This window comes from Rhodothermales bacterium (assembly GCA_034439735.1).
Lineage (GTDB): Bacteria > Bacteroidota > Rhodothermia > Rhodothermales > JAHQVL01 > JAWKNW01.
Window position 1 is genome coordinate 1 of sequence record JAWXAX010000021.1, and the last position, 23,281, is coordinate 23,281.

Annotated in this window: 21 protein-coding genes; 9 read left to right on the forward strand and 12 right to left on the reverse strand. The window is 60.9% G+C overall.

Translation table 11 applies throughout. The features are described 5' to 3' along the window. The 9 genes from SH809_01110 to mdh form a co-directional block, all read right to left on the reverse strand. Positions 1 to 913: FAD:protein FMN transferase (locus SH809_01110; GenBank protein MDZ4698276.1), on the reverse strand; the 913-nt coding region annotated here is incomplete at its 3' end. A gap of 100 nt (positions 914 to 1,013) precedes the next feature. Next, positions 1,014 to 2,270 carry an NADH:ubiquinone reductase (Na(+)-transporting) subunit F gene (nqrF, locus tag SH809_01115; protein MDZ4698277.1) on the reverse strand — a complete coding sequence of 419 codons (1,257 nt, stop codon included), beginning with the start codon at positions 2,268 to 2,270 and terminating at the stop codon, positions 1,014 to 1,016. A gap of 53 nt (positions 2,271 to 2,323) precedes the next feature. Then, complete coding sequence (nqrE, locus tag SH809_01120) at positions 2,324 to 2,935, reverse strand: NADH:ubiquinone reductase (Na(+)-transporting) subunit E (GenBank protein MDZ4698278.1); 612 nt, start codon at positions 2,933 to 2,935, stop codon at positions 2,324 to 2,326. A gap of 32 nt (positions 2,936 to 2,967) precedes the next feature. After that, complete coding sequence (locus SH809_01125) at positions 2,968 to 3,654, reverse strand: NADH:ubiquinone reductase (Na(+)-transporting) subunit D (protein MDZ4698279.1); 687 nt, start codon at positions 3,652 to 3,654, stop codon at positions 2,968 to 2,970. Positions 3,655 to 3,666: 12 nt separating this feature from the next. After that, on the reverse strand, positions 3,667 to 4,362 hold the full coding sequence (nqrC, locus tag SH809_01130; GenBank protein ID MDZ4698280.1) for an NADH:ubiquinone reductase (Na(+)-transporting) subunit C: 696 nt from the start codon (positions 4,360 to 4,362) through the stop codon (positions 3,667 to 3,669). Continuing rightward, positions 4,349 to 5,533: an NADH:ubiquinone reductase (Na(+)-transporting) subunit B gene (locus tag SH809_01135; GenBank protein ID MDZ4698281.1), complete on the reverse strand. Its 1,185-nt coding sequence runs from the start codon at positions 5,531 to 5,533 to the stop codon at positions 4,349 to 4,351. Before SH809_01135 ends, nqrC begins: the two co-directional genes overlap by 14 nt. Positions 5,534 to 5,568: 35 nt before the next feature. After that, a complete protein-coding gene (locus SH809_01140; GenBank protein ID MDZ4698282.1) occupies positions 5,569 to 6,918 on the reverse strand; it encodes a Na(+)-translocating NADH-quinone reductase subunit A in 1,350 nt (449 codons plus the stop codon). Positions 6,919 to 7,080: 162 nt separating this feature from the next. Then, a complete protein-coding gene (locus SH809_01145) occupies positions 7,081 to 7,434 on the reverse strand; it encodes a hypothetical protein (GenBank protein MDZ4698283.1) in 354 nt (117 codons plus the stop codon). 98 nt (positions 7,435 to 7,532) lie between these two features. Next, positions 7,533 to 8,468, reverse strand: a complete 936-nt coding sequence (gene mdh / locus SH809_01150) for a malate dehydrogenase (protein ID MDZ4698284.1) — start codon at positions 8,466 to 8,468, stop codon at positions 7,533 to 7,535. A gap of 184 nt (positions 8,469 to 8,652) precedes the next feature. On the opposite strand from mdh, the gene SH809_01155 reads away from it, so the two are divergent. Next, the gene (locus SH809_01155) at positions 8,653 to 9,126 is read left to right on the forward strand and encodes a histidine phosphatase family protein (protein MDZ4698285.1); all 474 of its coding nucleotides are present in this window, start codon (positions 8,653 to 8,655) and stop codon (positions 9,124 to 9,126) included. Positions 9,127 to 9,137: 11 nt separating this feature from the next. Here the strand turns inward: SH809_01155 and SH809_01160 are convergent, their stop codons facing one another. Beyond that, entirely contained in the window at positions 9,138 to 9,584 is a 447-nt protein-coding gene (locus SH809_01160; protein ID MDZ4698286.1) for a hypothetical protein, read from the reverse strand. A 245-nt stretch (positions 9,585 to 9,829) separates the two neighbouring features. On the opposite strand from SH809_01160, the gene SH809_01165 reads away from it, so the two are divergent. The 8 genes from SH809_01165 (at position 9,830) to SH809_01200 (ending at position 20,637) form a co-directional block, all read left to right on the forward strand. Next, the gene (locus SH809_01165) at positions 9,830 to 11,521 is read left to right on the forward strand and encodes a DEDD exonuclease domain-containing protein (protein ID MDZ4698287.1); all 1,692 of its coding nucleotides are present in this window, start codon (positions 9,830 to 9,832) and stop codon (positions 11,519 to 11,521) included. Positions 11,522 to 11,569: 48 nt separating this feature from the next. Continuing rightward, positions 11,570 to 12,415 carry a bifunctional methylenetetrahydrofolate dehydrogenase/methenyltetrahydrofolate cyclohydrolase FolD gene (gene folD, locus SH809_01170; GenBank protein ID MDZ4698288.1) on the forward strand — a complete coding sequence of 282 codons (846 nt, stop codon included), beginning with the start codon at positions 11,570 to 11,572 and terminating at the stop codon, positions 12,413 to 12,415. A gap of 250 nt (positions 12,416 to 12,665) precedes the next feature. Beyond that, the gene (locus SH809_01175) at positions 12,666 to 14,132 is read left to right on the forward strand and encodes a sodium:proton antiporter (protein MDZ4698289.1); all 1,467 of its coding nucleotides are present in this window, start codon (positions 12,666 to 12,668) and stop codon (positions 14,130 to 14,132) included. Positions 14,133 to 14,218: 86 nt separating this feature from the next. Then, the gene (locus SH809_01180; protein ID MDZ4698290.1) at positions 14,219 to 14,773 is read left to right on the forward strand and encodes a hypothetical protein; all 555 of its coding nucleotides are present in this window, start codon (positions 14,219 to 14,221) and stop codon (positions 14,771 to 14,773) included. 79 nt (positions 14,774 to 14,852) lie between these two features. After that, on the forward strand, positions 14,853 to 15,692 hold the full coding sequence (locus tag SH809_01185) for a hypothetical protein (protein ID MDZ4698291.1): 840 nt from the start codon (positions 14,853 to 14,855) through the stop codon (positions 15,690 to 15,692). 150 nt (positions 15,693 to 15,842) lie between these two features. After that, a complete protein-coding gene (locus SH809_01190) occupies positions 15,843 to 16,454 on the forward strand; it encodes a superoxide dismutase (protein MDZ4698292.1) in 612 nt (203 codons plus the stop codon). Positions 16,455 to 16,528: 74 nt separating this feature from the next. After that, entirely contained in the window at positions 16,529 to 17,161 is a 633-nt protein-coding gene (locus tag SH809_01195) for a 4'-phosphopantetheinyl transferase superfamily protein (GenBank protein MDZ4698293.1), read from the forward strand. Positions 17,162 to 17,166: 5 nt separating this feature from the next. Then, positions 17,167 to 20,637: a methylmalonyl-CoA mutase family protein gene (locus SH809_01200; protein ID MDZ4698294.1), complete on the forward strand. Its 3,471-nt coding sequence runs from the start codon at positions 17,167 to 17,169 to the stop codon at positions 20,635 to 20,637. Positions 20,638 to 20,719: 82 nt separating this feature from the next. On the opposite strand, the gene SH809_01205 is transcribed toward SH809_01200, so the two are convergent. Next, the gene (locus tag SH809_01205) at positions 20,720 to 22,510 is read right to left on the reverse strand and encodes a hypothetical protein (GenBank protein ID MDZ4698295.1); all 1,791 of its coding nucleotides are present in this window, start codon (positions 22,508 to 22,510) and stop codon (positions 20,720 to 20,722) included. A gap of 73 nt (positions 22,511 to 22,583) precedes the next feature. After that, positions 22,584 to 23,276 carry a hypothetical protein gene (locus tag SH809_01210; protein MDZ4698296.1) on the reverse strand — a complete coding sequence of 231 codons (693 nt, stop codon included), beginning with the start codon at positions 23,274 to 23,276 and terminating at the stop codon, positions 22,584 to 22,586. Positions 23,277 to 23,281: the final 5 nt, after the last annotated feature.

Consider the following 23,281-nt stretch of genomic DNA (forward strand, 5'->3'; position numbering starts at 1 on the left):
CGCCCATCACCATCGCGGCCGTGGCATAGGCATCCGCCGTCATGCAGTCGGCGGCCAGTATGGACACGCTCAGCAGGCTGTTCCGCGCGGGGTACCCCGTGGCAGGGTCGATCGTGTGGGCGAATTTCTGACCGTCGAGCCAATAGAAGTTGCGATAGTTTCCCGAGGTAGCGAGTCCGCCGCGCTCCAGTTCGATCACCGCCTGCAACTGGCGCTCCACGGCATCCTCGATGGGTCGGTCGATCCCTACGCGCCAGGGCCGGCCGGCCGGATGTGCCCCCCGCACGACCACTTCGCCTCCGATCTCCACGAAATAGGCCTCGATGCCAGAAGCCTTCAAGTACCGCCCCACCTCATCCACGCCATATCCCTTGGCGATGGCGCTGAAATCGAGATGGGCGCCGGCGACGGACTTGGTCAGATGGAGCGAGTCGGCCGTGAGTTGGAAGGCCTCGAAACGGACCAGCGCGCGCAGCGAATCGACGCGCGCTTGCGACATGGTCTGCCGGCGCTCCGGACCGAAGCCCCAGGCCTCGACGAGCGGCCCGACGGCCGGATTAAAGGCGCCGTCGGTGTCCTGGTAGACGGCCGTTGAGGCGAGGTAGACGGTCCTGAAATGCACGTCGATGGGAAGCGGGACGCCAACATCCGTCGAGGCATTGATGCGGGAGATCGTCGAAGTGGGGATGTAGGTCGAAAGCGACTGATTGACGGACAGCAACACCGAATCCACGCCGGCCTGGTCGCGGGCTTGCCGGCCGGCGGGGCCGGCGTATCGGATGGCGTACGTCGTCCCCATCGTGCGACCGGTGAGTTCGATCAGAGGGGGAGCGGGAGGCAGGGTCGGCCAGAAGAGCCAGCTTAGAAGAGCCAGGGAGAGCAGGAAGGAGCCCAGGATGAGCTGTTTACGCATGATGAAGCGGCGCGTCTACCGGTGGGAGGAAGTCCAAATATAAAAAAGAAGGGCCGGCAGCGCCGACCCTTCTCTGTATGCTTGGGAGGTGGGCGACCGATCACCCGAAGTCGTCGAATGCGATGTTGCTATCGGGGACGCCAAGGTCTTCGAGCATCTTCATGACCGCCTTCAGCATCAGTGGCGGGCCGCACAGGTAATACTCGATCTCCTCCGGCTCCGGGTGCTTACTCAGGTACTCGTTTAGCACCACCTGGTGGATAAAGCCGACGGGCCCAGTCCAGTTATCCGACGGCAATGGCTCGGACAGCGCGATGTGGTAGGAGAAGTTCGGAAATTGCTTCTCGATCTCCTGGAATTGCTCCGTATAAAACAGCTCCCGCGTGGAGCGGCCGCCGTACCAGTACGACACCGTGCGGTCGGACTTGAGGGTATGGAACAGGTGGAACACGTGCGAGCGAAGCGGGGCCATGCCGGCGCCGCCGCCGATATACACCATTTCTCTCTTCGTCTCCTTGATAAAGAACTCGCCGTAGGGTCCAGAGATCGTCACCTTGTCGCCCGGATTACGGGAGAATACGAACGACGAGCAGATGCCCGGATTGACGTCCATCCACCCGTTTTTCGCGCGGTCGAACGGCGGCGTGGCGATACGGATGTTGAGCATGATGATGTTGCCCTCCGCCGGATGGTTGGCCATCGAGTAGGCGCGGAAGATGGGCTCATCGTTTTTCATCTTCAAGTCCCAGAGCTTGAACTTGTCCCAGTCTTCCCGAAACCGCTCCTGGACAATCATGTCCTTGAAGTTGATCTCGATGGGGGGGACGTCGATCTGGATGTAGCCTCCGGACTCAAAGTGGAGCTTTTCGCCCTCGGGCAGCTGCACGACGAACTCCTTGATGAAGGTGGCTACGTTGTCGTTGCTGACAACCGTGCATTCCCACTTCTTGATGCCGAAGATCTCATCCGGCACCCGGATCTTCATATCCTGCTTCACCTTTACCTGGCATGCGAGGCGCCAGTTTTCCTTCGCCTCTTTGCGACTCAGGTGGTTCATCTCGGTCGGCAGCACATCGCCGCCGCCTTCGAGCACCTGGCACCGGCACATGGCGCAGGTACCGCCGCCGCCACACGCCGAGGGCAGGAAGATGGTCTTCTCGGCCAGGACCGAGAGGAGCGAGGAGCCTGGCTGGACCGTGAGTGCGTGGTCTTCGTCGCCATTGATGATGACTTTGACGTCCCCGGAGGGCATCAACTTTTCTTTGGCGAGGATCAACAGGCCGACCAGCACCAGGATCACGGTGACAAACGCAGCGAGGCTGGCGATGGCGACCGGGAGGATGTTGAGGAGTTCCATGTATCTGAGAGGTCTATCCGCTTACAGTTGGATGCCGTTACAGTTGGATGCCGTTACAGTTGGATACCGGCAAAGCTCATGAACGCGATGCCCATCAGCCCGGTAATGATAAACGCGATGCCCAGCCCGCGGAGCGGAGCCGGGATGTGCGCATACCGCAGGCGTTCCCGGATCGAAGCGATCGCCACGATAGCCAGGAAAAAGCCGAACCCGGCTCCGACGCCGAAGACGGACGATTCGGTGAACGAGTACTCACGTTCCACCATGAACAACGCGCCGCCCAGGATCGAGCAGTTCACGGTGATCAGCGGGAGGAAGATGCCGAGCGAGTTATACAGCGCCGGGAAGAAGCGCTCGACGATGATTTCTACCAGCTGCACGATCGACGCAATCACCGCGATGAACACGATGAACTGGAGGAAAGAGAGGTCGACATCGGCAAACGCCGGCGAAATGCCCGCCAGGGCCCCTTCCTTGAGCAGGTAGGTATCCACCAGCCAGTTCATCGGCGTCGTGATGCCCAGCACGAAGATGACCGCGAGCCCGAGGCCAAACGCTGTTTTTACTGTCTTCGAAACCGCCAGAAACGAGCACATCCCCAGGAAGTAGGCGAGGATCATGTTCTCGATAAAGGCGGACTTGATAAAGATGTTGACCAGTTCCATAACGATTTACGGTCTGCTACCGAGCTTCAGGGTCAGGATACGTCGACGAGCTTCGCGTTGACGGAGCGCTGAATCCAGATGATGATGCCGATGATAAACATCGCGGCGGCGGAGGTGAGCATCACGCCGTTATTAACATAACCCATGTCGTAGGCGGCCTGCGGAATCACGTTGAAGCCGAACAGGGTGCCCGAGCCGAACAATTCCCGGAAGAAGGCCACCACCAGCAGGATGACGCCGTAGCCGGCGCCGTTGCCCAGCCCGTCCAGGAACGACGGCCACGGGCGGTTCGCCATCGCAAAGGCTTCGAGGCGGCCCATCACGATGCAGTTCGTAATGATGAGGCCGATGTAGACCGACAGCTGCCGGCTTACGTCGTACACAAATGCCTTGAGGACCTGGTCGACCAGCACCACCAGCGCCGCGATGACCGTCAGCTGCACGATCATGCGGATGCGCGAAGGGATCGAGTTGCGGATGAGGGATATCGTCAGGTTGGATAGACCGACCACGACCATCACCGAGAGGGCCATGACGAACGCCGCTTTCATCTGAGTCGTGACAGCCAGGGCCGAGCAGACGCCCAGTACTTGCACCGTAATCGGGTTGGTGTCGTTGAATGGGTCGGTCAGCAGCCGGCGGTTCTTCTTCGAGAACAACGCCTCTTGCGGCTCTGTGAGCTTGACCCCCGTTGCGACGGCGGCAGTTTCCGTACTCATAGACGTAGTACCTTACGATCTGGTTTTGTTGAAATAAGGCGCGTAGAACTTCAGTTCATTCGCGAACATGCGCGTTACGCCATTGATCGTCATCGTGGCGCCTGAGAGGCCATCCACGTAATGGGGGCGGTTCGATGTGTTGTGGCCGGAGCCCTTCAGGACGGAGATCGACTGAAAGTCGCCGCTTTCATCAAACAGCTGCTTGCCGTCGTACCGGTCCTCGAACAGGTTGGTGTTGATCTCGGCGCCCAGGCCCGGCGTCTCCTTCTCGTGGTTGAACACGACGCCATACACTGTATTCAGGTCCTCCTCAAGCGCGAGGAACGCACTGATCGGCCCCCAGAGCCCGTTGCCCTGCATTGGGACGATGTAGTTTGTCCGCTGTTCGCCTTTATAGATGAAAAGCGGGAGCAACCGCTCCTCGGGCGCTTTCTTTGACTCCTTTTTGGTGTCGAGGTCAAACGCGACCGCACCCGGCACGATCTCGCCGGCGGCATTTACGACCACCTCCTCGATGTATTGCTTGTAGTCGGCTTCCGCCGTCTCCGGATTTACATCGATCACGCTCTGCAGGATCGCGATGCGTTTGGCCTGGGCCTCGTTCGCATCCTGGAGCGGGCGGAGGCCGGCGGCGGCTATGGCGAGGACGACGGCCACGACAGCCGTAACGCCCAGCGCATAAAGAAACGTGTATTTATTTGAGTGCACGGCTGAGTCTCCGTTTAATGTTGCTCTGAACGACGAGGTGGTCGATGGTCGGGGCAAACACATTCATCAGCAGAATCGCGAGCATCCAGCCTTCGGGGTAGGCGGGGTTAAGCACGCGAATGATCATGCCGAAGATCCCGATCAAGAAGCCATAGATAAACTTCCCTCGGGTGGTCTGGGCGGCCGTCACCGGGTCCGTAGCCATAAAAACGGCCGCGAATAGCAGGCTGCCCATGAACAGGTGGTAGTGCGGCGGTACGCCCAGAAACGGATCGATACCCGTCACCGCAAAAACGACGGCCGTCACATACGCTCCGGCCATCATGCTCGCCATGATCCGCCAGCTGGCGATGCCCGTAACGAGCAGGATCACCGCTCCGATGCCAATGGCGATAAACGAGGTCTCGCCGATCGACCCTGGAATGGTGCCGAGGATGAGACTCGATAAATCGTAGCTGACGTGTTGCATCGAGGCAAGGCCGGCCATGCCGTCCAGGTACGCGACCCCCAGCGGCGTGGCGCCCGAGAACCCGTCGACGAACAGGGCGGGGTCGCCGGCTATCCATACCGCGTCGCCCGACATGTAGATCGGGTAGGCGAAAAAGAGGAACACGCGCGCCGTCAGCGCCACGTTGAGTATGTTCATCCCGGTACCGCCAAACGCCTCCTTACCCAGCAAGACGGCGAACGCCGTGGCGAGGGCGACCATCCAGAGCGGGATCGTGGGAGGCATCACCAGCGGGATCAGCATACCCGAGACGAGGAAGCCCTCGTTGACCGGATGCTTTTTGGCGATAGCGATCCCGAACTCGATCCCCAGACCGACGCCGTAGGACACGATCACGATGGGCAACACCTTGATCGCGCCATACAGTATCTTATCCATGAACCCTTCGCCGGCGCCAATAAACTCGCCCAGAGCCAGGAAGTGCTGGTGCCCGACATTCCAGATACCGAACAGGAGGCATGGCACCATCGCGATCACGACGGTGAACATCGTCCGCTTGAGGTCGATGCCGTCCTTAATGTGCGTCCCGCCCGGATCGCTGGCATGGCCCGGCACAAAGAGAAAGGTCTCCAGCGCATCGAAGCCGTAATAGTACTTTTCTAACTTTCCTCCTTTCGCGAAATGCGGTTTTACCTTTCCGAGGAGGTTTTCAAACAGTTTCATAAGCGCGTCTCCTTCGACGTCGTCACGTGGTTGCGTTATCCTTCGACGCGCATGGCGTCGAGGCCTTCACGCAAAATGTTCTGGACAGGTTGTTTGGACGTGCACACAAACTCGCACAACGCCAGATCTTCCTCGACCACTTCGTAGATACCCAACCCTTCCATCTGGTCGAAATCCCGATAGAGAATCGACTTGATGAGATGCTGCGGGTAGATGTCCATGGGCACCACGGCCTCGTATTCCCCGGTCATCACGTAGGCGCGCAGTTCGCCGTGATTGTTCGTGTTGACGTGGAATTCCTTGTTCGGGGTCAGGTACGACAAAAAGGTACGAGAGAGGGACGGCCGGGGGTAGGATGGGAACAGCCAGCCGAGAAATTCGGGGCGGTCGCCCTCTTCGATGATCGTAAGCTGATCGTCGAAAAGGCCCAGGAAGCCGTCCTTTGCGGTGCGGGTGCCGGTGAGGGGATTACCGGAGATGACGCGCACGTGGTCGTTTTTAAGGCGGCCTTCGAGCATCGGCTTGAGGGCCGCGCCGATACGCGTCTTGAAATAGCCCGTCTTCGTCAACTCGTCCCCCACCACGGCGACGGTCCGCTGCGCATCGAAAATGCCATCCGTCGCCAGCCGGCCGATGATGGCCACATCCTGCGGCTTCACCACCCACACGACGTCGCCTTTACGGATCGGAGCGACGTGGTGGATGTGCACGCCGACGTTGCCGGCGGGGTGGGGTCCGGAGAAGGTGTGTTTCACCACGCCTTCGGCCCGGGTAAACACTTCGGGACCCGTAGGCGGGAGGCCCAGGTGCACCCGGCCGCTCGTCAGCTTGCCCAGCACGCGAAGGCCCTGCTGAAAAGCCGATTCTTTGCCCTGCATCAGCATCCCGTAATCGGGCGCCAGCGGCGAGGTGTCGAAGCAGGAGATAAAAATGTCCCGGGGGACGACATCAGGCTCCGGCACAACGTTAAACGGGCGCTGGCGCATCAGCACCCACGCGCCCGACTTGACCAGATACTGGACAATTTCTTCACGCGTCGCTCTGTCAGACAGACGGCCATGGTCGTAGAACTCGACCTTCGAATCCGCCAGAATCACCACCGCTTCGATGGCGCGTTTCTGACCGCGACGCACTTCGACGATCTCGCCGCTCATGGGTGCGCAGTATTGCACGGTCGGCGAGGGCTTGTCAAAGTAGATCGGCTGCCCTGCCTTTACCTCGTCGCCCTCTTTCACGTGCAGCTTGGGCATCGGAGAAATCCCGAGGATGTCGCGCGGCTGGAGGGCAAAAAGCTTCGGCTGCGCAATATCGAGGAACGTTTTTTCCGCTTTCCCGCGCAGATTAATGTCGTATCCTCGCTTGAGCTTGATAACGCTATTGTTCATAAAGGCCTGTTTTCGGGGTATTTACCGCCGGTAAGACGTGTCTGATACCCCGTGTTGTGCAGCTTGCATACCGTCTCCAACGTATCGGCGGCTATAACGCCGTATCTTACCGATTCCTTTCCTGCTCTACGTGCTTTCACGGATTTTTAATACCGGACCTATCTAGTACATCTCTACCTGTTCCAGGACGAATCCAAGACAGGCGATCAGCAACCGCTCCAGTTCATCGGCCGCCACGGCGGTGCTGCGCGGGCGCATCTCGAAACCCGAGTGTTTGATCTGGAACTGCGACGCGCCCAGGCCACGACCGACAGCCAGCAGCACGCCGAACACCGGCAGGAGGTGTTCGAGACGATCCGACGGCACAATGACGTCGAGTTCCGGCGCCCGAAAGGCGACAGGCCGGGCCGGCCGAGCCACCGTCAAACCCGGTATCACGTCGGCCAATTGCGCCTGCACCAGCTCGCCCAGCCGTTCCTTCGAGATGTTCGGGGCGTAGACCGGGATGCGGTACATTTCGTTCAGCAGGCTGTTGGCAGCATGTGGAGGGGAGCAGGCGGCTCTTCGTCCGCCCGCTCCCCGAAGAATCGGTACGCTTCCAACCTGCAATCGATTCACGCCTGCGCGTCGAGTCGTTCGAGGGCTTCGATGTTCGTGCGCACGTTTTCGGCGGAAGCGTTGAGCATGTGCTGTTCGGCGGCGCTCAGAGGCACTTCGATCACCTGCTGCACCCCGCCGGCGCCGAGGCGAACCGGGACGCCGATAAACAGATCCTTCAACCCGTATTCGCCATTCACCATCGCGGCGCAGGGTAATACACGGCCGGAATCCTTCACGATCGCCTCCGCCATTTCGGCGGCCGCGGCGCCCGGTGCATACCAGGCGGACGTGCCCATCAGCTTGACGAGTTCGCCGCCGCCGAACTTTGTGCGCTCGACGATGGCGTCGATTTTTTCGGGCGCCAGGAGTTCGGGAAGCGGGATGCCGGCGACGGTCGTAAACCGCGGCAACGGCACCATGGTGTCGCCATGGCCGCCCATGAGGAGCGCCTGGATATCGCGTACGGAGCAGCCGAGCTCGGCGGCGATAAAGGCGCGATAACGGGCCGTATCCAATACGCCGGCCATGCCGATGACACGGTCGCTCGCGTAGCCGCTCTTTTTGTAGGCGACGTAGGTCATCACGTCGAGCGGGTTCGAAACGACGATCAGGATCGCGTTCGGGCTGTGCGCGGCGAGCTGCTCGGTGACCGAACGCACGATCCGGGCGTTGATCGCGAGGAGGTCGTCGCGGCTCATCCCCGGTTTGCGAGGCGAGCCGGCGGTGACGATGGCGATGTCGGTGCCGGCGGTGTCCCGGTAATCGTTTGTCCCGATCACCCGCGTGTCGAACAGGTGGATCGGAGCGGACTGCTGGATGTCAAGCGCTTTGCCCTGCGGGAGGCCCTCGACGATGTCGATGAGGACAACTTCATCTACCATATCCTTGCGGGCAACGCAGTCAGCGGCGGTGGCGCCTACGTTGCCTGCGCCTATCACGGTAATTTTCATGGTCGTTGTTGGGATGGATGTACCGGGGAGCCGGGCGCGCCGGAAGACAAAGCGCTTTTTCAGCAGCAGATCGACGGGAATTGGCCGGGCGATCGCGCTTGAGTCGTGGCCATTCTACTGTTTGCCGGATCAAATACCCCGGGCCGTTGTGCCAATATTTATAGAAAAAAATGAGTAGGTACCCATGAAGTTGATCGTCATGCGCCACGGCCGCGCGGAATCTCCGATACAAGGCCGGCCCGATCATGAACGCGCCCTCACGCCGCGTGGTGTCGAATGGCTTCAGAGCCAGGGTATCGCCATGTTGCGGGCTGGACTCAAACCGGATGTGCTCGCGTGTAGCCCATACCGCCGGGCCCGGGAGACGGCCGATCTCCTGGCCGCGGCTTTCGGGATCGCGCCGCTTGTCGTCGAGGGCTTGCGGCCCGGTGCGGACATCGAGGTATATGCGGCGCTGCTCGAGGGGATCGACACGCCGGCGACGTTGATGACCGTGCACCACCAACCGGACGTTTCGGCGGTCGTGTACGCGTTGACGGGGGCGTCCGTGCCGATGGACGAAGGCCATGCGGCCGTCATCGACGTACGACGCCTGGCCGGCATGGGCGGGCAGTTGCGGGGGCTTTACGAGGCGGAGGTCATGGCGCGCCTCGGATAACGCGCTGGCCGTTATTCGGCGTACGACTCCGCCACGGCGGCGGTCTCGTCGGTGGAGGAAACCACCGCGATGATGTCCCGATCCGTGATGCCACTCACCGTCAGCGTGACTCGGGTGCCCAGTTTCTCGTTGGATCCGATGATGACCAGGCCACGCTCGTCCGAACGGTAGCTGAAGGAACCGTGGAGCGTAACGTGGGGATCATTGAGGGCGACGGACTGGAAGGAGAAGCCAGTAAAGTCGGTCGGGTTGTTTCTGGATTCCCCCGGCTGGCCGCCGAAGGCCGCCGGCCGGATCTTCCACGCTTGCGCTTGATTGGCCACATTAATGGCATCCGAGACCAGGGCATCGGCGTTTGTTTTGCGCATGTTTTCGTCAAACATGAACAGGCCGGCCACAACGGCTGCAACGACGAGTATGAGGCTCAGGACGAGCAGAAGGAGCTGTTGCTGGCCCATGATAAGAGGGGGGGTTTGGGGGGTGTGGTCGGTTGTATAATCATTCCCTTATTCCAGTTCCCGCGCGGCCCGACTTCGCCGGCATTCCCGGGTTCAACGGTGCCGCGCGAAGGGATGGAACAGGAAGCGCCCTCGGGCTTATCTTTCCCCCGGAGCCGTACGGCTGCTCCGGTGCGTCAGCAGCAACCATCGCGATCCGCGTTTTCCTTCTCCACCGGTATACCGGTATTACGGAATCAACTGGCATGTCGTTCTCGGGCATCCCCTTTATTGTTACCGATACCGAAACCACCGGGCATCAGGCCGACGACGGCAGGATCATCGAGATCGCCGCGGTCAGGGTGGTCGACGGCCAGATCGTGGATCGTTTCAGCCGGCTGATCAACCCGGGCCGCTCCATCCCGTCGCGCATCACGCAGCTAACCGGCATCACGACCGGGATGGTGTTCGACCAGCCCAACGCCGCCACCGTGTTGCCTTCGTACCTGGAATTCCTGGGAGATGGGGTGCTGGTCGCGCATAACCTGTCGTTCGATCTTGGTTTTATCAACGCCGAGTTGCGCCGGATCGGGAAACCCCAACTAGAGTCGCCTACGCTCTGCACCCTCCGGTTGGCGCGACGGATGTTGCGGGGCCTACGGTCGAAGGGCCTCAGCGGGCTGGCGGCTTTTTATAATATCGGGGTGGATGGCCGGCATCGCGCCCTCGGAGACGCCCAGGCTACGGCGGAGGTGCTGATTCGCTTTCTACGCCGGGTGGCCTACGAATATGGCATCACCTCGCTCGACGAACTGCTCGGGTTTCAGTATCGCACCTATGGCCGGCCTGCCGAGATGAAAGGGCCCCGCTCGGCGCTCTCCGAGACCCTCCGCGCCCTGCCGGATCGCCCGGGCGTGTATTATCTGAAAGATGGCCAGGGGCGGATTGTCTACGTGGGCAAAGCGAAGAGTTTGCAATCCAGAGTGCGGAGCTACTTCACATCCATCGAAGCCCACAACGCCCGGCTGCGGACGATGATCGACACGATCCAGGAGATCGTGTGGGACGAAACGACCTCCGAACTCGAAGCCCTGATGCTGGAGTCCCGCCAGATCAAGAAGCTGACGCCCCGGTTTAATCAGGCCCAGTTGCGCTATAAACATCGCCAGTTCTTGCGGCTGGACGAACGCACTCCCTTTCCGCGTATCACGATCAGCCCGATTCTGGTAGACGATGGGGCCACGTATTTCGGCCCTCTTGCCAGCCGGCGCGAGGCGGAGATGATCGTCGAGTTGATCGAGCGCTGGTACCTGGTTCGGCCGTGCAGCGACACCAAGTTCGATGCCGGCCACTCGTGCCTCTACGCGGAGATTGGCCGTTGTCAGGCGCCGTGTGAGGGATTGGTGGACGCGATGGATTATCGCATCCAGATCGGGCACGTCCGCGCCTTTCTGGCCGGTCAGGATACCTCTATCGTTCCTCATCTGGAAGAAGCGATGCGACGCGCCGCCGCCGAGATGCAGTTCGAAGAGGCGGCCGCCTTCCGGGATCTGCTCGAGCTGGTCAAGCGGCTGCTGGAACGTCAGCGCTGCATCGCGGCGCCGGTTCTGGAACATCACGCCATCGTCCTGTCCGATGAGCCGGGCGCCGATAACCGCCTCGTGCTCGCGATCCGGTACGGCCGGCTCGCCGGCTCGCTCATCTGCCCTATCGAGCCCTCGGGCGCGGATGCCGAGCGGGTGCGATCGTTCATCGACCGCATCTTCGGTGCGGAAGCGGTGCGGCAGGACACCTATTTTAAACCCGAGATCGAGGAAGTTCGCCTGCTCGTCCACTGGCTCTTCACACACCAGGGCACGACTCGCCAGGAGCCCTGGTCGATCCAGGAATCCCCCGAGCGCTTCGCCGACCGCGTCCTCGCCGCCATCGCCGGCTTTCGAACGCTGGCGCCGGCGTGATTCGTACGCATAATGACACATTCCACGGTAAACATTAACCATCGGACCTTGAACACACTTTCGGGAATAGTGCTCGACGGGAAGGCGCTGGCGCGGCAGATGGAGGCCGAGCTGGCGGCGCGGGTTGAACGAATCACGCAGCGGGCGGGTCGGAAGCCGGTGCTGGCCACCATCCTCGTCGGGGACGACCCGGCGTCGGCGACGTATGTGCGGATGAAAGGCAACGCGTGCGACCGGATCGGCATGGCATCCGAACGGGTGCTGCTGCCGGAGACGACCACCACGGCGCAGTTGTTGGCGGAAATCGATCGCCTCAACGCGGACCCGAACGTACACGGCATCCTACTCCAACATCCCGTGCCGTCCCAGATCGATGAACGGGCGTGTTTCGATCGGATCGCCATAGGTAAGGATGTCGATGGGGTCACCACGCATGGCTTCGGTCTCATGGCGATGAACGAGCCCGCGTTTGGCTCGGCCACGCCGGCGGGCATCATGCGGTTGCTCACCCATTACCAGATCCCGATCGAAGGCCAGCACGCCGTGGTGGTGGGGCGCAGCCCGATCCTCGGCAAACCGCTGGCCCTCATGCTGCTGAATGCCAACGCCACAGTGACCATCTGTCACTCGCGCACGCGCGGGTTGGCTGATCTCGTTCTTCAGGCGGACATTGTGGTGGGCGCGGTCGGCCGGCCCGAGTTCATTCGGGGCGTGTGGATCAAGGACGGGGCCGTGGTTGTGGATGCCGGTTACAACCCGGGACCGGTGGGCGATATCGAGCTCGGCGCGGTGATCGACCGATGCGCCGCGTATACGCCCGTACCGGGCGGCGTGGGTCCGATGACGATCGCCATGCTTATGGCGCAGACGGTGGAGGCGGCGGAAGCCGGTTAACGGGAAGTGGGGCGGTGAGCCAGGGTGGAGGCGGCGAACTTTTGCCTGGATTTAACACGAGATACAAGCGCTTTCTACGGCGACGCTATGCATCTATTAAATCCAGCGTATATATTCCCGACCGGGCGCCACCATGATGTCTCTCCCCAACCATTCCCCGCGGGGCTACCCTGTGCGTATGCATCGTTTGTTTGGTTCGAGTTGGTTTAAAGGGGGCGGGCTTTCGCTTGCCTGCCTGCTCCTTCTGTCCATGATTCTGGCTTCCGCGATTCCGGCCAGCGCGCAATCGGAGGCCGGCGAGGGGGCGATTGCTGTCCGGGAGGTGGCCGAAGTGCCAGCGATTGCCGGCGAGCCTGTGGCGATCATCCCCATGGCACCCGCCGCCGGCGAGGACCCACCGCAGTGGCTCATCATCCCGTTTGTGCTGTTGCTGATCATGATCGCGACAGGCCCGATTTTCTACGCGCACCACTGGCACCACAACTACCCGCGGTATTCGATAGCATTCGGGGTACTGGTCGGCGGGTATTATATCATGACCGCCAATGTGACGCCATTGATGCACGCGATCTCCGAGTATTTCTCGTTTATCGCGCTGGTATCGTCGCTGTTCATAGCGGCCAGCGGCATCTTCCTCAATATCAATGCGCGTTGTACCCCGCGGAACAACGTCATTTTGCTGTTTGTCGGGGCGGTCGTCGCGAATTTTATCGCCACGACGGGGTCGGCCATGTTGTTCATCCGAAGCTTCATGCGGCTGAATGCCGGCCGCATCCAGGCCTATCACATCGTCTTTTTTATCTTCATCGTCGCCAATATCGGCGGGGCGCTGACGCCCATCGGGGACCCGCCGCTGTTCCTGGGCTTCCTACGCGGGGTGCCGTTTTTCTGGACGTTGACGCATGTCTGGTATATCTGGCTCCCCACGATGGTCATGGTGCTGGCTGTGTTTTACGTGATGGACAAACGCAATAAAGCGGCCGGCCCCGAACCCGATCCCACGAAGCCTACCGTCAGCATCCGCGGGAAGTGGAGTTTCGTGTGGGTAGCGATCATCATCTTGCTGGTGTTTGTCGACCCCAACGTGTTGCCGTTTGTACCCAATCTCCACACCGCCTTTCATATCCCCATCGGTATTCGCGAGATCCTGATGTTTGGCGTCGCGTTCCTGGCATACCGCTTCGCGGATCGGGAGTGTCTCAAGCAGAACGACTTCTCGTTTGAGCCGATCCGGGAGGTCGCCTGGCTCTTCCTGGGTATTTTTGCGACGATGCAGCCGGCGCTCCAGCTCATCAGCAGCTTCGCAAGGGAAAATGCGGACTCGTTGGGCGTGAGTGTGTTTTATTGGGGCACGGGTTCGCTGTCCGGCATCCTCGATAACGCGCCGACCTACTTGAATTTTGTCTCCGCCGCGATGGGCAAGTTCGGGCTCGATGTGAATGTCCAGGAGGATGTCCGGCATTTTGCCGCGGTGGATCTGAGCGACGAACTTTCCTGGTTTTACCTGCAGGCGATTTCGGTGGCGGCCGTCTTTTTTGGTGCGTTAACGTACATCGGCAACGCCCCCAATTTCATGGTCAAAGCCATTGCCGAGGGTAACGGGGTCCGCACGCCGTCGTTTTTTGCTTATGTCGCCCGGTTCTCGGTGCCCGTGCTCGTGCCGATCTTTTTCTTGATCTGGGTCGTTTTCTACAGCGGATGGGTCATCCCGCATTAGACGGGTCGGACACGTAGAATCGTGGGGGCACGAAGCATCGCGTCCGTACTCTCTGGGGTGCCCATAAATGAAGCTACAGGGGATGTATGGAGGCATTGATAAGAGATCTGATCCCGCACGACCCGACCGTCGGGTTGTTCGTGGCGCCGGATATCCCGGAGAAAAAGCTCAAAAACGCGCTCGCGGACTACGGGAAGAAGCTCCGTCAGACGGAGGTGGTGGCGTTATACGATGCGACCCTCCTGGGCACGGGCGGAGACGGTGCGTTGTTTACGGGCGACCGCATCGTTTTTCAAAACTCGAACCTCGAGCCGGCGCATGAGGTCTTGTATACCGACCTCATCGCCATCCGTGCTCGTCGGAAGTTGATGGGCGGTCAGAAGCTCGAGCTCGACGTCAACCGGGGTCGCGCCACGATCCAACTCATCCTTGATTTTTCCGGCAAGCCGGATGCCGCGGGCTACGTTTCCCGCTTCCTCGAAGAGGCCATCCAGCGCGTCGCGACGCAGGAGATGGACGTACGCCAGCCAGGCGCCGGCGCCACCGATGTCGACGCAGTCGAGCAAGCCCTCAACGACCTCGTCCGCCAGGGCAAACTCGCCCCGGCCGACCTCCAGCGCATGATGCAAACGATCCTGTAGGGTCTTCCTATTTAAGTATCCGGTATGCTGTCGATACTTCAGGGCAGTTCCACACCCTGAAAACAAAATCACGCATACCATGAGTCGGATTAAACCTGAAGCACTGCCTGCTCCCAAGCGGGTTTCGAAGAAACGCTCCCAGGAGCTCTATGGCACGTTCTCCGTCACGGGCGCCAGCAAATACGATCGCTACGTTGCCGCGGCGCGTGAACTGACCCCTGGCGAAAGCCTTGAAGTACTCGAGCTCCCCGAAAACGTGATCACGAGTATCCAGAAGAAATTTCGGGAGAAAGGCCTCGTGCCCTCGAAGGGCTACTACGCGATGAGCAAGACGATGGGCGGCGAGCAGAAGGGCAACAAATCCCTGTTGATCGGCCGGTACACGGCGCCCGTCAAGGCCACATCGAAGCCGGCTGCTCCAAAGGCTGTCGCTCCGAAGAAGGCTGTCGCTCCGAAGAAGGCTGCCGCTCCGAAGAAGGCTGCCGCTCCGAAGAAGGCTGTCGCTCCGAAGGCTGCGGCTCCGAAGGCTGCGGCTCCGAAGGCTACCGCGCCGAAGAAGGCTGCCGCTCCGAAGGCTGTCGCTCCGAAGAAGGCTGCGGCTCCGAAGAAGGCTGCGGCTCCGAAGGCTGCCGCTCCGAAGAAGGCTGTCGCTCCGAAGGCTGTCGCTCCGAAGAAGGCTGTCGTTCCGAAGGCTGTCGCTCCGAAGGCTGCGGCTCCGAAGGCTGCGGCTCCGAAGGCTGTGGCTCCGAAGAAGGCCGCTCCGTCACCCGTCGCGCCGGTGGTTGCGACCGCGAAGCCGGCGAAGGTACGCGTCAAGAAAGTTGCCGCGCGTCGGGCTACGAAGGCGGTTACGCCTGCGCCGGAAGGGGTAGTCGCGTCCCCGGAGGCGCGGAAAAATGGAGCAGCCGTTGCGGTCTGATCGCAACCGTTCCATCAAGCCCGCTTCGGCGGGCTTTTTTTTTGTGCGGCCGGCAGCCCTTTCGCATGGGTTTCGGGCAGAACAGGATCCATTCTTGGTCGTACCAACCTCACGTAGATTAACATGAACCACCATCTACCGAGGATTTTTATGGCTTTTACGCTTCCCGAACTTCCCTACGCCCACGACGCGCTTGAACCGCACATTGATGCCCGCACGATGCAGATCCATCACGGTAAGCATCACCAGGCTTATATCAATAACGTGAACACCGCACTGGAAGGACATGCGGACCTCCAGGGCAAGTCGATCGAAGCTCTGCTGCGCGGTATCGACCAGGTACCGGAATCGATTCGTACCACGGTTCGCAACAATGGGGGCGGCCATGCCAACCATAGCCTCTTCTGGACGATTTTATCCCCGAAAGGGGGCGGTTCACCTGCTGGAGCCCTCGGCGAGGCGATTGCGTCCACATTTGGCTCATTTGATGCTTTCAAGGAAACCTTTGCCAAGGCGGCGGCGACCCGCTTCGGCAGCGGCTGGGCGTGGCTGGCGGTGGATGCCAGCGGGAAGTTAAACGTATACAGCACAGCCAATCAGGACAGCCCGTTGATGGAGGGCAATCGCCCGATTCTCGGTCTGGACGTGTGGGAGCATGCCTACTACCTCAATTATCAGAACCGCCGGCCGGATTACATCACGGCATTCTGGCAGGTCGTCAGCTGGGATGAAGTGGCCCGGAAGTTTGCGGCGACCCGCTGATTGTACAGGCGATTGTCCGGATACAAAAGGCGACGCTTGCGTCGCCTTTTGGCTATCTACGTAACGTATGGCACATGGAGCTTCCTGAAGGCCTATATCTGCGGATGCTGACGGATGACCCGGCCGCGGACGTCGTCATGATGCCCCTGCTCGCGCCCGAGGAAGTGGCGCTCGTGGAGACCCTGCATCTGGAAAAGCGCCGCCGGCAATACACCCTGGGCCGGCTGGCGCTGCGGCAGTTGCTGGCGGAGCATCTGGGCGCGGACCCGGCCCGGGTGCCCCTCGTTGTCGCCGGCGACGGGGCGGTAGACCTGGCGGATTCGGCCTGGCGGCTTTCCGTGGCCCATTCGGGCGATCATGCCGTTGCGGCCGTCCACAGGCATGGCGCGGTAGGAGTCGATATCGAACGCGTTCAGCCTCGACATCCGGGGCTGCCACGTTTCCTGCTTCATCCGGAGGAGCGCGGCCTCGTCGAAGGCCCCGATCCCGACGACCGGCTCATCCTGGTCTGGACGATCAAGGAGGCCGTCCTGAAGGCGATGCGGACCGGATTTCGCATTTCCCCCCGCACCCTGCGGGTTCAATTGGACGGACCGAATGGCCAGGCGTCTATCCTGGTCAACGACCGAATGGAATGGCAGGCTCGGTTTACGAAGCATGACGAGTATTACGTGTCGGTCGCTTATCCGGCGGTCGCACACCCTTGACGCATATGGAAGAGCAACCCTACACATCCACGCACCCGATTCGGTTCGTCACGGCGGCCAGCCTGTTCGATGGGCATGACGCGGCGATCAACATCATCCGGCGGATGCTGCAGCAATCGGGCGCCGAGGTCATCCACCTCGGGCACAACCGCTCGGTTCGGGAGATCGTGGATACAGCGATTCAGGAGGACGTGCAGGGGATTGCGATTTCGTCCTACCAGGGCGGGCATGTCGAGTACTTCATGTACATGCATGACCTGCTCAAGCAGCGGCGCGCCGGCCACATCAAAATATTCGGCGGCGGCGGCGGGGTGATCGTGCCGGCGGAGATCGAACGCCTCGAGGCGTACGGAATCGCCCGCATTTTTTCGTCGGACGACGGGATGCGGATGGGGTTGCAGGGGATGATCGATTATATGCTCGAGGCGTGCGACGCCCCTGCTTTGGCCCTAAATGGCGCCTGGGAGCAGATTCGCGACCGACGGCCGGCCGTCATCGCCCGCGCCCTCACCGCCGTAGAGGCACGCGCCACGGGAAGCCGGGTCGTGCCGGCCGGCGATGGGGACGAGGCCGGCGCCGACGACTGGATCGAACGCCTGGGCGAGCCCTCGCATCACGTCCCGGTCATCGGCATCACGGGCACCGGCGGCGCGGGCAAATCCACCCTCACGGATGAGTTGGTGCGGCGGTTTCTGATCGACTTCGGAGACCTGCAGGTCGCCGTGTTGTCGGTCGATCCAACCAAGCGCTCCACGGGCGGGGCCTTGCTGGGAGACCGGATCCGCATGAACGCCATCTACGGCCAACACACGGAGCGGGTTTTTATGCGCTCATTCGCCACCCGGCAGGCCCACAGGGCGACGTCGCAGGCGCTGCGGGAGAGCATCCGAATCTGTCAGATCGCCGGCTACGACCTCATCATCCTGGAGACGGCCGGCATCGGCCAGAGCGATACCGAAATCACCGACCTCACCGACCTCTCGGTGTATGTCATGACCCACGATTTCGGCGCGCCGACCCAGCTGGAAAAAATCGGGATGCTGGATGTGGCCGACTTCATCGTGCTCAACAAGTTCGAGAAGCGCGGCAGCCCCGATGCCCTGCGCGACATCCGGAAGCAGGTACAGCGCAATCGGGCCACTTTCGACGCGCCGCCCGAGCAGATGCCGGTGTATCCGACCATGGCGTCGCGCTTCAACGATCCGGGTGTGACGCGGCTGTACCTCGGGGTATTGGGGGCGCTAAACGACCGGTTCGACTTCCGACGGGCGTCTACCGTCTACGGGCAGGAGCCGCTTCCTGAAGTGGACCCCGCCGGCCTGGCGATCATCCCGCCCCGCCGGCAACGCTACCTGGGCGATGGGGCGGACGCTTGCCGAACCTATCGCCAACAGGCCGAGCAACAAGTGCGTTATGCGCGAAAATGGGGTGAAGCGCAGGGCGTCATCGCCCAGTTGGAGCAGTGGGCGCCCGAAGATCGGGACGGGCTGATCGAACGGCTGCGGACCATGGAAGGCCACTGGTGGGATCGGCTCGACGCGCGCTCCCGGCAGATTCTGAACGCCTGGGACGCCCTGTCGGAGCAATATCGCCAGGACGCGTTTACGTATACCGTTCGCGACCAGGCGATCACCGTCCCGCTCTACACCCTGTCATTATCTGGCACCCGAATCCCCCGCGTGGCGCTGCCGCGGACCGTGGATCCCGGCGAGCGGCTTCGGTTTGCGCTCCTGGAGAATGTCCCGGGCTATTTCCCGTACACCGCCGGCGTGTTTCCGTTTAAGCGGACGAACGAGGATCCGACGCGCATGTTCGCCGGCGAGGGCGCCCCGGAGCGGACCAACCGCCGCTTCCACCTGGTGTCTGCCGGCATGCCCGCGCGCCGGCTGTCGACCGCGTTCGATTCCGTCACGCTCTATGGCTTCGACCCCCATACCCGGCCCGACATCTACGGCAAGGTGGGGAATTCGGGGGTTTCGATCTGTACGTTGGACGATATGAAGAAGCTCTACTCGGGCTTCGACCTCTGCGACCCGGCGACGAGCGTCTCCATGACGATCAACGGGCCGGCGCCCATGGTATTGGCCCTGTTTATGAACACGGCGCTCGACCAGCAGGTGGAGCGGTACCTCAAGGCCGAGGGCCGCTGGGAGGCGGCGCGCGTCCTCATCGCCGAGCGCCTGGGCGCCGGCGCGCCGGCGTATGTGCCGTTCGGTGCCGGCGGGAAAGAAAACGAATTGCCGGAAGGGCACGACGGGACCGGCCTCGGGTTGCTCGGCATTGCCGGGTCCGATCTGGTCGACCTCGGCCTCCTCTCCGCCGACGAGTACGCGACGATCCGCAACGTGACGCTCCAGACCGTGCGGGGCACCGTCCAGGCCGACATTCTGAAGGAGGATCAGGCGCAGAACACCTGCATTTTCTCCACCGAGTTCGCCCTGCGGATGATGGGGGATGTGCAGCAGTTTTTTATCGAGCAGGGAGTGCGCAACTACTACTCGGTCTCGATCTCGGGGTACCACATCGCCGAAGCCGGCGCCAACCCGATTTCCCAGCTCGCCTTCACCCTGGCGAACGGGATCACGTACGTCGAATATTACCTCTCCCGGGGGATGAAGGTGGATGACTTTGCCCCCAACCTGTCATTTTTCTTTTCAAACGGACTGGATCCTGAATACAGCGTGATCGGCCGAGTCGCGCGGCGCATCTGGGCCGTGCTCATGCGGGAGCGGTACGGCGCGAACGAGCGGAGCCAGAAACTCAAGTACCATATCCAGACCTCCGGCCGGAGTTTACACGCCAAGGAGATCCAGTTCAACGACATCCGGACGACCCTTCAGGCGCTCATCGCCATCTACGACAACTGCAATTCGCTGCACACCAACGCCTACGACGAAGCGATCACGACTCCGACGGAGGAGTCGGTTCGCCGGGCGATGGCCATCCAGTTGATCATCAACAAGGAGCTGGGCCTTGCGAACAACGAAAACCCCCTGCAGGGCGCCTTTGTTATCGAGGAATTGACCGATCTAGTGGAGGAGGCGGTGCTGACCGAGTTCGAGCGCATCAACGACCGCGGGGGGGTGCTGGGGGCGATGGAGACGATGTACCAGCGAGGTAAGATTCAGGAGGAGTCGATGCACTACGAGCGGCTGAAACACGCCGGCGACATCCCCGTGATCGGCGTCAACACGTTCCTGCCTCGGACCGAGGTTGCGCCGCGACGAGCCGACGAAGCCGGCATGGCGCTCATGCGGTCCAGCGACGAGGAGAAACGTCATCAGATCGCCAACCTCGAAGCGTCGCAAGAAAGAAACGCGGACCGTTCCGCCGAGGCCCTTGCCTCCCTGCAACGCGTCGCCCGTCGAAATGGCAACCTGTTTGCTGAACTTATGGAAACGGTCAAAACCTGCTCCCTCGGCCAGATCACCGAAGCCCTCTTCGAGGTGGGCGGGCAGTACCGCAGGAATATGTGACCTTGATTAGCGATTTGTGATTTGCGATGGGAGGCTTCTGTCATAAGGCACCCTATTTCCATCCCTCACCAATCGTTGATCGCTACTCAGTTCGGGTGTGCCACGTGCCGAGATGCGTCATGCCGAGCGGCGACCCTCCAAACGCTCCAATCTGTGAGACCAGATTGGGATCGTGAACGAACGTCGTGTTATCACCCATGGTCACCGTGAGCCCCGTATCCGTTGATTGTAACTCGGTTAACAGGTCGTTTACCTCATTAGCAAAGTCATCTTTCTCATCCATGCGGCGATGCCAGTACAGGGCGGCATCGTACACCCGATTGGCCGAGCCATTCGTTTGTATGTGGAATAGCCTCAGATTTAGCGAGCCCATGCGGCCCACTGTGCCCGCAACGCAACGCGAACCGTCAGTATGGCGAATGGGATCGGGATCGCCACATCCTAGATATGGGACTTCGGAATCCCACATCTTCTTTAGCGAGCTTAGCCGATTGATGTTGACTCCTAGATGCACCAGATCGCTAATCGGGAAGGGCTTCGTCCTGTAGGTGTTGACGTCATCAGCCACGCCGGCCGGGAAGCCGGAAGCCATCGGTACGACCACCGCAGGAAGGCCGGCGAGTTCGAGATCAATGATGCCCCGTCCGTGTTGAGCGTGATTGTCTATCTCAAGAAACACCTTGTCGGAGGAGGGATAGGCACTAAGGGTGTTTACGAACCTGCTCTCGCCTCCGTTTTCAAATACTCCAGTCCGTTTGGATAAAAAGACGACACTGGATCCCTTCGGACTGCGGTAGTCATGGGTATGTTTGAGCCACGGATACAACGATCCGTTCGGGCTGCTCCACGAGGCACCATAGTCCCGCATGACCGTAAAATCCATGTGGCCGAAATTGGGAAGCGCCTCATGCATGGCTACCATACTCCCAGTGATCTGGACATTGCCTGAAAAGTCGATTTCGGGATGCATATTCGTCGACGGGGGTTTGACGATGATGAGTCCTTCCCACTGGAATCTTACGCCTTCCGGAACCACAAGACTGCCTTCAACGATGAGGACGCCCTTTCCTGACAGATCGCTTGAAAGCGTTACGTCTTTATTGAATTGATAGACATTCTTTATGCTGGTATTCATGGGCCCACCATTCACGATGGCTGTCGGTTCAAGGTGTTGCACCAGCGAAGGATTGGCGCCCATATACGCACTGACGGCCTGGTAGACTTGATCGGGGAAGAACATCCCATTTTCTGCATCGTACGCCGTCCGCATGGCCTCGTCAATGACGTTGATGGCGATGTCGTTTTTGCCCGCGTTGGCCAGTTCGTTGCTCAGCCGCGTTTCCATGACGGGCATACCCAGATTCAATTCAGACAGGTTACCGGCGATCTGAAGTTCGTCTACCAGTATCCCGCTCAATTCTTCGACCGACTGATCGTCCAGCGCTATTTGTCCGATGTCCAGCGTCGACCGGGGTGAGATGCTTATGTGCAGGTCACTGGCTTTTATTTGCAGGGGAGCGATCGCAAAGCTGTTCCAGCGGAATTTGCTGCGCACTTCGTGGACGGCCCCCTGGTACGTAGCGCGGAGGGTAAAGTCGAGCATTTCGTCGTCCATCGTGTAGTTCATGACCTGCAAGGTCCCGCCATCTCGATCGACGGAAGCAAACGGGGCGGAGGAAACGGTGCCGCCGGATTCGACCCAGTGGGCCAGGAGGAGTTTGCGTCCAGTCAGGGCCAGTTCACGGGCGACCTGTTCCTTCATGTGGTCGAACTGCCGGCGGTCGGTGTCGCGCGAGACGAGCTGCGTGTTGTACAGCATCATCGCGGTGACGAGCATCATGGCGACGGCGCCGATGAGGGTTGCTTTTCCCATGGAGGTGGCGGTTTGTTTATGTAGGGGCGCTTCGGGGGCGCATCGAGGGCGCACGACCGTGCGCCGTACGGGGTTATTCCCAGTTCGTGAGGTCCACGGTGGTGGCGTACCGGCTGAGGTTCAGCTGGCTGGTGGATCGCTGGTCGCCGGCGACGTGGGTGATGCCATCGATGGCTATTTTGAGTTCAAACCGAATTGTGGAGAGCCCTACCGGACAGGTCGTGCTCGCTGTGGTGAACAGGCTGGACCCCTTCGAGGCAAGTCCGACGCTGAAGTGGACCACATTGCCTTTGGTGCCGCCGGTGAACGTACCACCCACGATCCGGTTGAGCCGATACAGTTCGTAATGGATCGTAGAGGCGCCCTTATCCACGGCCACAGAGTCGTTCACCGCTTCGAGGAAGTAGCTGACGATCTGGACGGGGGCGTCCATAGGGTCGACAAGCGCAGACACCCCTTCCGGGTCGGTGAGGGTGGGGAAGGTGAGCGTGAGCGTGGTATCGCCGCTTGCCGTCATGACGCAGGTGTAGGCGCTGCCGCCGGAGAGCACACCGCGCACGATGGCCTCGGTCGTCTGCTCCTCGGTGCGCATGTTCTCCAGGTCGCGCTGAATCATACGGCCGGCCGACAGCGCGTCCGAGTAGACGATCTGATGGATGGTTGTCTCACTCAGCGTCTGCGATCCTCGGAGCTGGAGCATGGCAAAGATCATGATTACCACCGAGGCAACCAGCACGCTCGCAATATGGTCGAAGATGAACTGCATCCTGG

What these genes read in the sequence shown, in the direction of transcription:
- nqrF (MDZ4698277.1), bottom strand. Translation starts at nt 2,270, where the DNA reads ATGGAACTCCTCAACATCCTCCCGGTCGCCATCGCCAGCCTCGCTGCG.
- nqrE (MDZ4698278.1), bottom strand. Translation starts at nt 2,935, where the DNA reads ATGGAACTGGTCAACATCTTTATCAAGTCCGCCTTTATCGAGAACATG.
- SH809_01125 (MDZ4698279.1), bottom strand. Translation starts at nt 3,654, where the DNA reads ATGAGTACGGAAACTGCCGCCGTCGCAACGGGGGTCAAGCTCACAGAG.
- SH809_01135 (MDZ4698281.1), bottom strand. Translation starts at nt 5,533, where the DNA reads ATGAAACTGTTTGAAAACCTCCTCGGAAAGGTAAAACCGCATTTCGCG.
- SH809_01140 (MDZ4698282.1), bottom strand. Translation starts at nt 6,918, where the DNA reads ATGAACAATAGCGTTATCAAGCTCAAGCGAGGATACGACATTAATCTG.
- SH809_01145 (MDZ4698283.1), bottom strand. Translation starts at nt 7,434, where the DNA reads ATGTACCGCATCCCGGTCTACGCCCCGAACATCTCGAAGGAACGGCTG.
- mdh (MDZ4698284.1), bottom strand. Translation starts at nt 8,468, where the DNA reads ATGAAAATTACCGTGATAGGCGCAGGCAACGTAGGCGCCACCGCCGCT.
- SH809_01155 (MDZ4698285.1), top strand. Translation starts at nt 8,653, where the DNA reads ATGAAGTTGATCGTCATGCGCCACGGCCGCGCGGAATCTCCGATACAA.
- SH809_01160 (MDZ4698286.1), bottom strand. Translation starts at nt 9,584, where the DNA reads ATGGGCCAGCAACAGCTCCTTCTGCTCGTCCTGAGCCTCATACTCGTC.
- SH809_01165 (MDZ4698287.1), top strand. Translation starts at nt 9,830, where the DNA reads ATGTCGTTCTCGGGCATCCCCTTTATTGTTACCGATACCGAAACCACC.
- SH809_01175 (MDZ4698289.1), top strand. Translation starts at nt 12,666, where the DNA reads ATGATTCTGGCTTCCGCGATTCCGGCCAGCGCGCAATCGGAGGCCGGC.
- SH809_01180 (MDZ4698290.1), top strand. Translation starts at nt 14,219, where the DNA reads ATGGAGGCATTGATAAGAGATCTGATCCCGCACGACCCGACCGTCGGG.
- SH809_01185 (MDZ4698291.1), top strand. Translation starts at nt 14,853, where the DNA reads ATGAGTCGGATTAAACCTGAAGCACTGCCTGCTCCCAAGCGGGTTTCG.
- SH809_01190 (MDZ4698292.1), top strand. Translation starts at nt 15,843, where the DNA reads ATGGCTTTTACGCTTCCCGAACTTCCCTACGCCCACGACGCGCTTGAA.
- SH809_01195 (MDZ4698293.1), top strand. Translation starts at nt 16,529, where the DNA reads ATGGAGCTTCCTGAAGGCCTATATCTGCGGATGCTGACGGATGACCCG.
- SH809_01200 (MDZ4698294.1), top strand. Translation starts at nt 17,167, where the DNA reads ATGGAAGAGCAACCCTACACATCCACGCACCCGATTCGGTTCGTCACG.
- SH809_01205 (MDZ4698295.1), bottom strand. Translation starts at nt 22,510, where the DNA reads ATGGGAAAAGCAACCCTCATCGGCGCCGTCGCCATGATGCTCGTCACC.
- SH809_01210 (MDZ4698296.1), bottom strand. Translation starts at nt 23,276, where the DNA reads ATGCAGTTCATCTTCGACCATATTGCGAGCGTGCTGGTTGCCTCGGTG.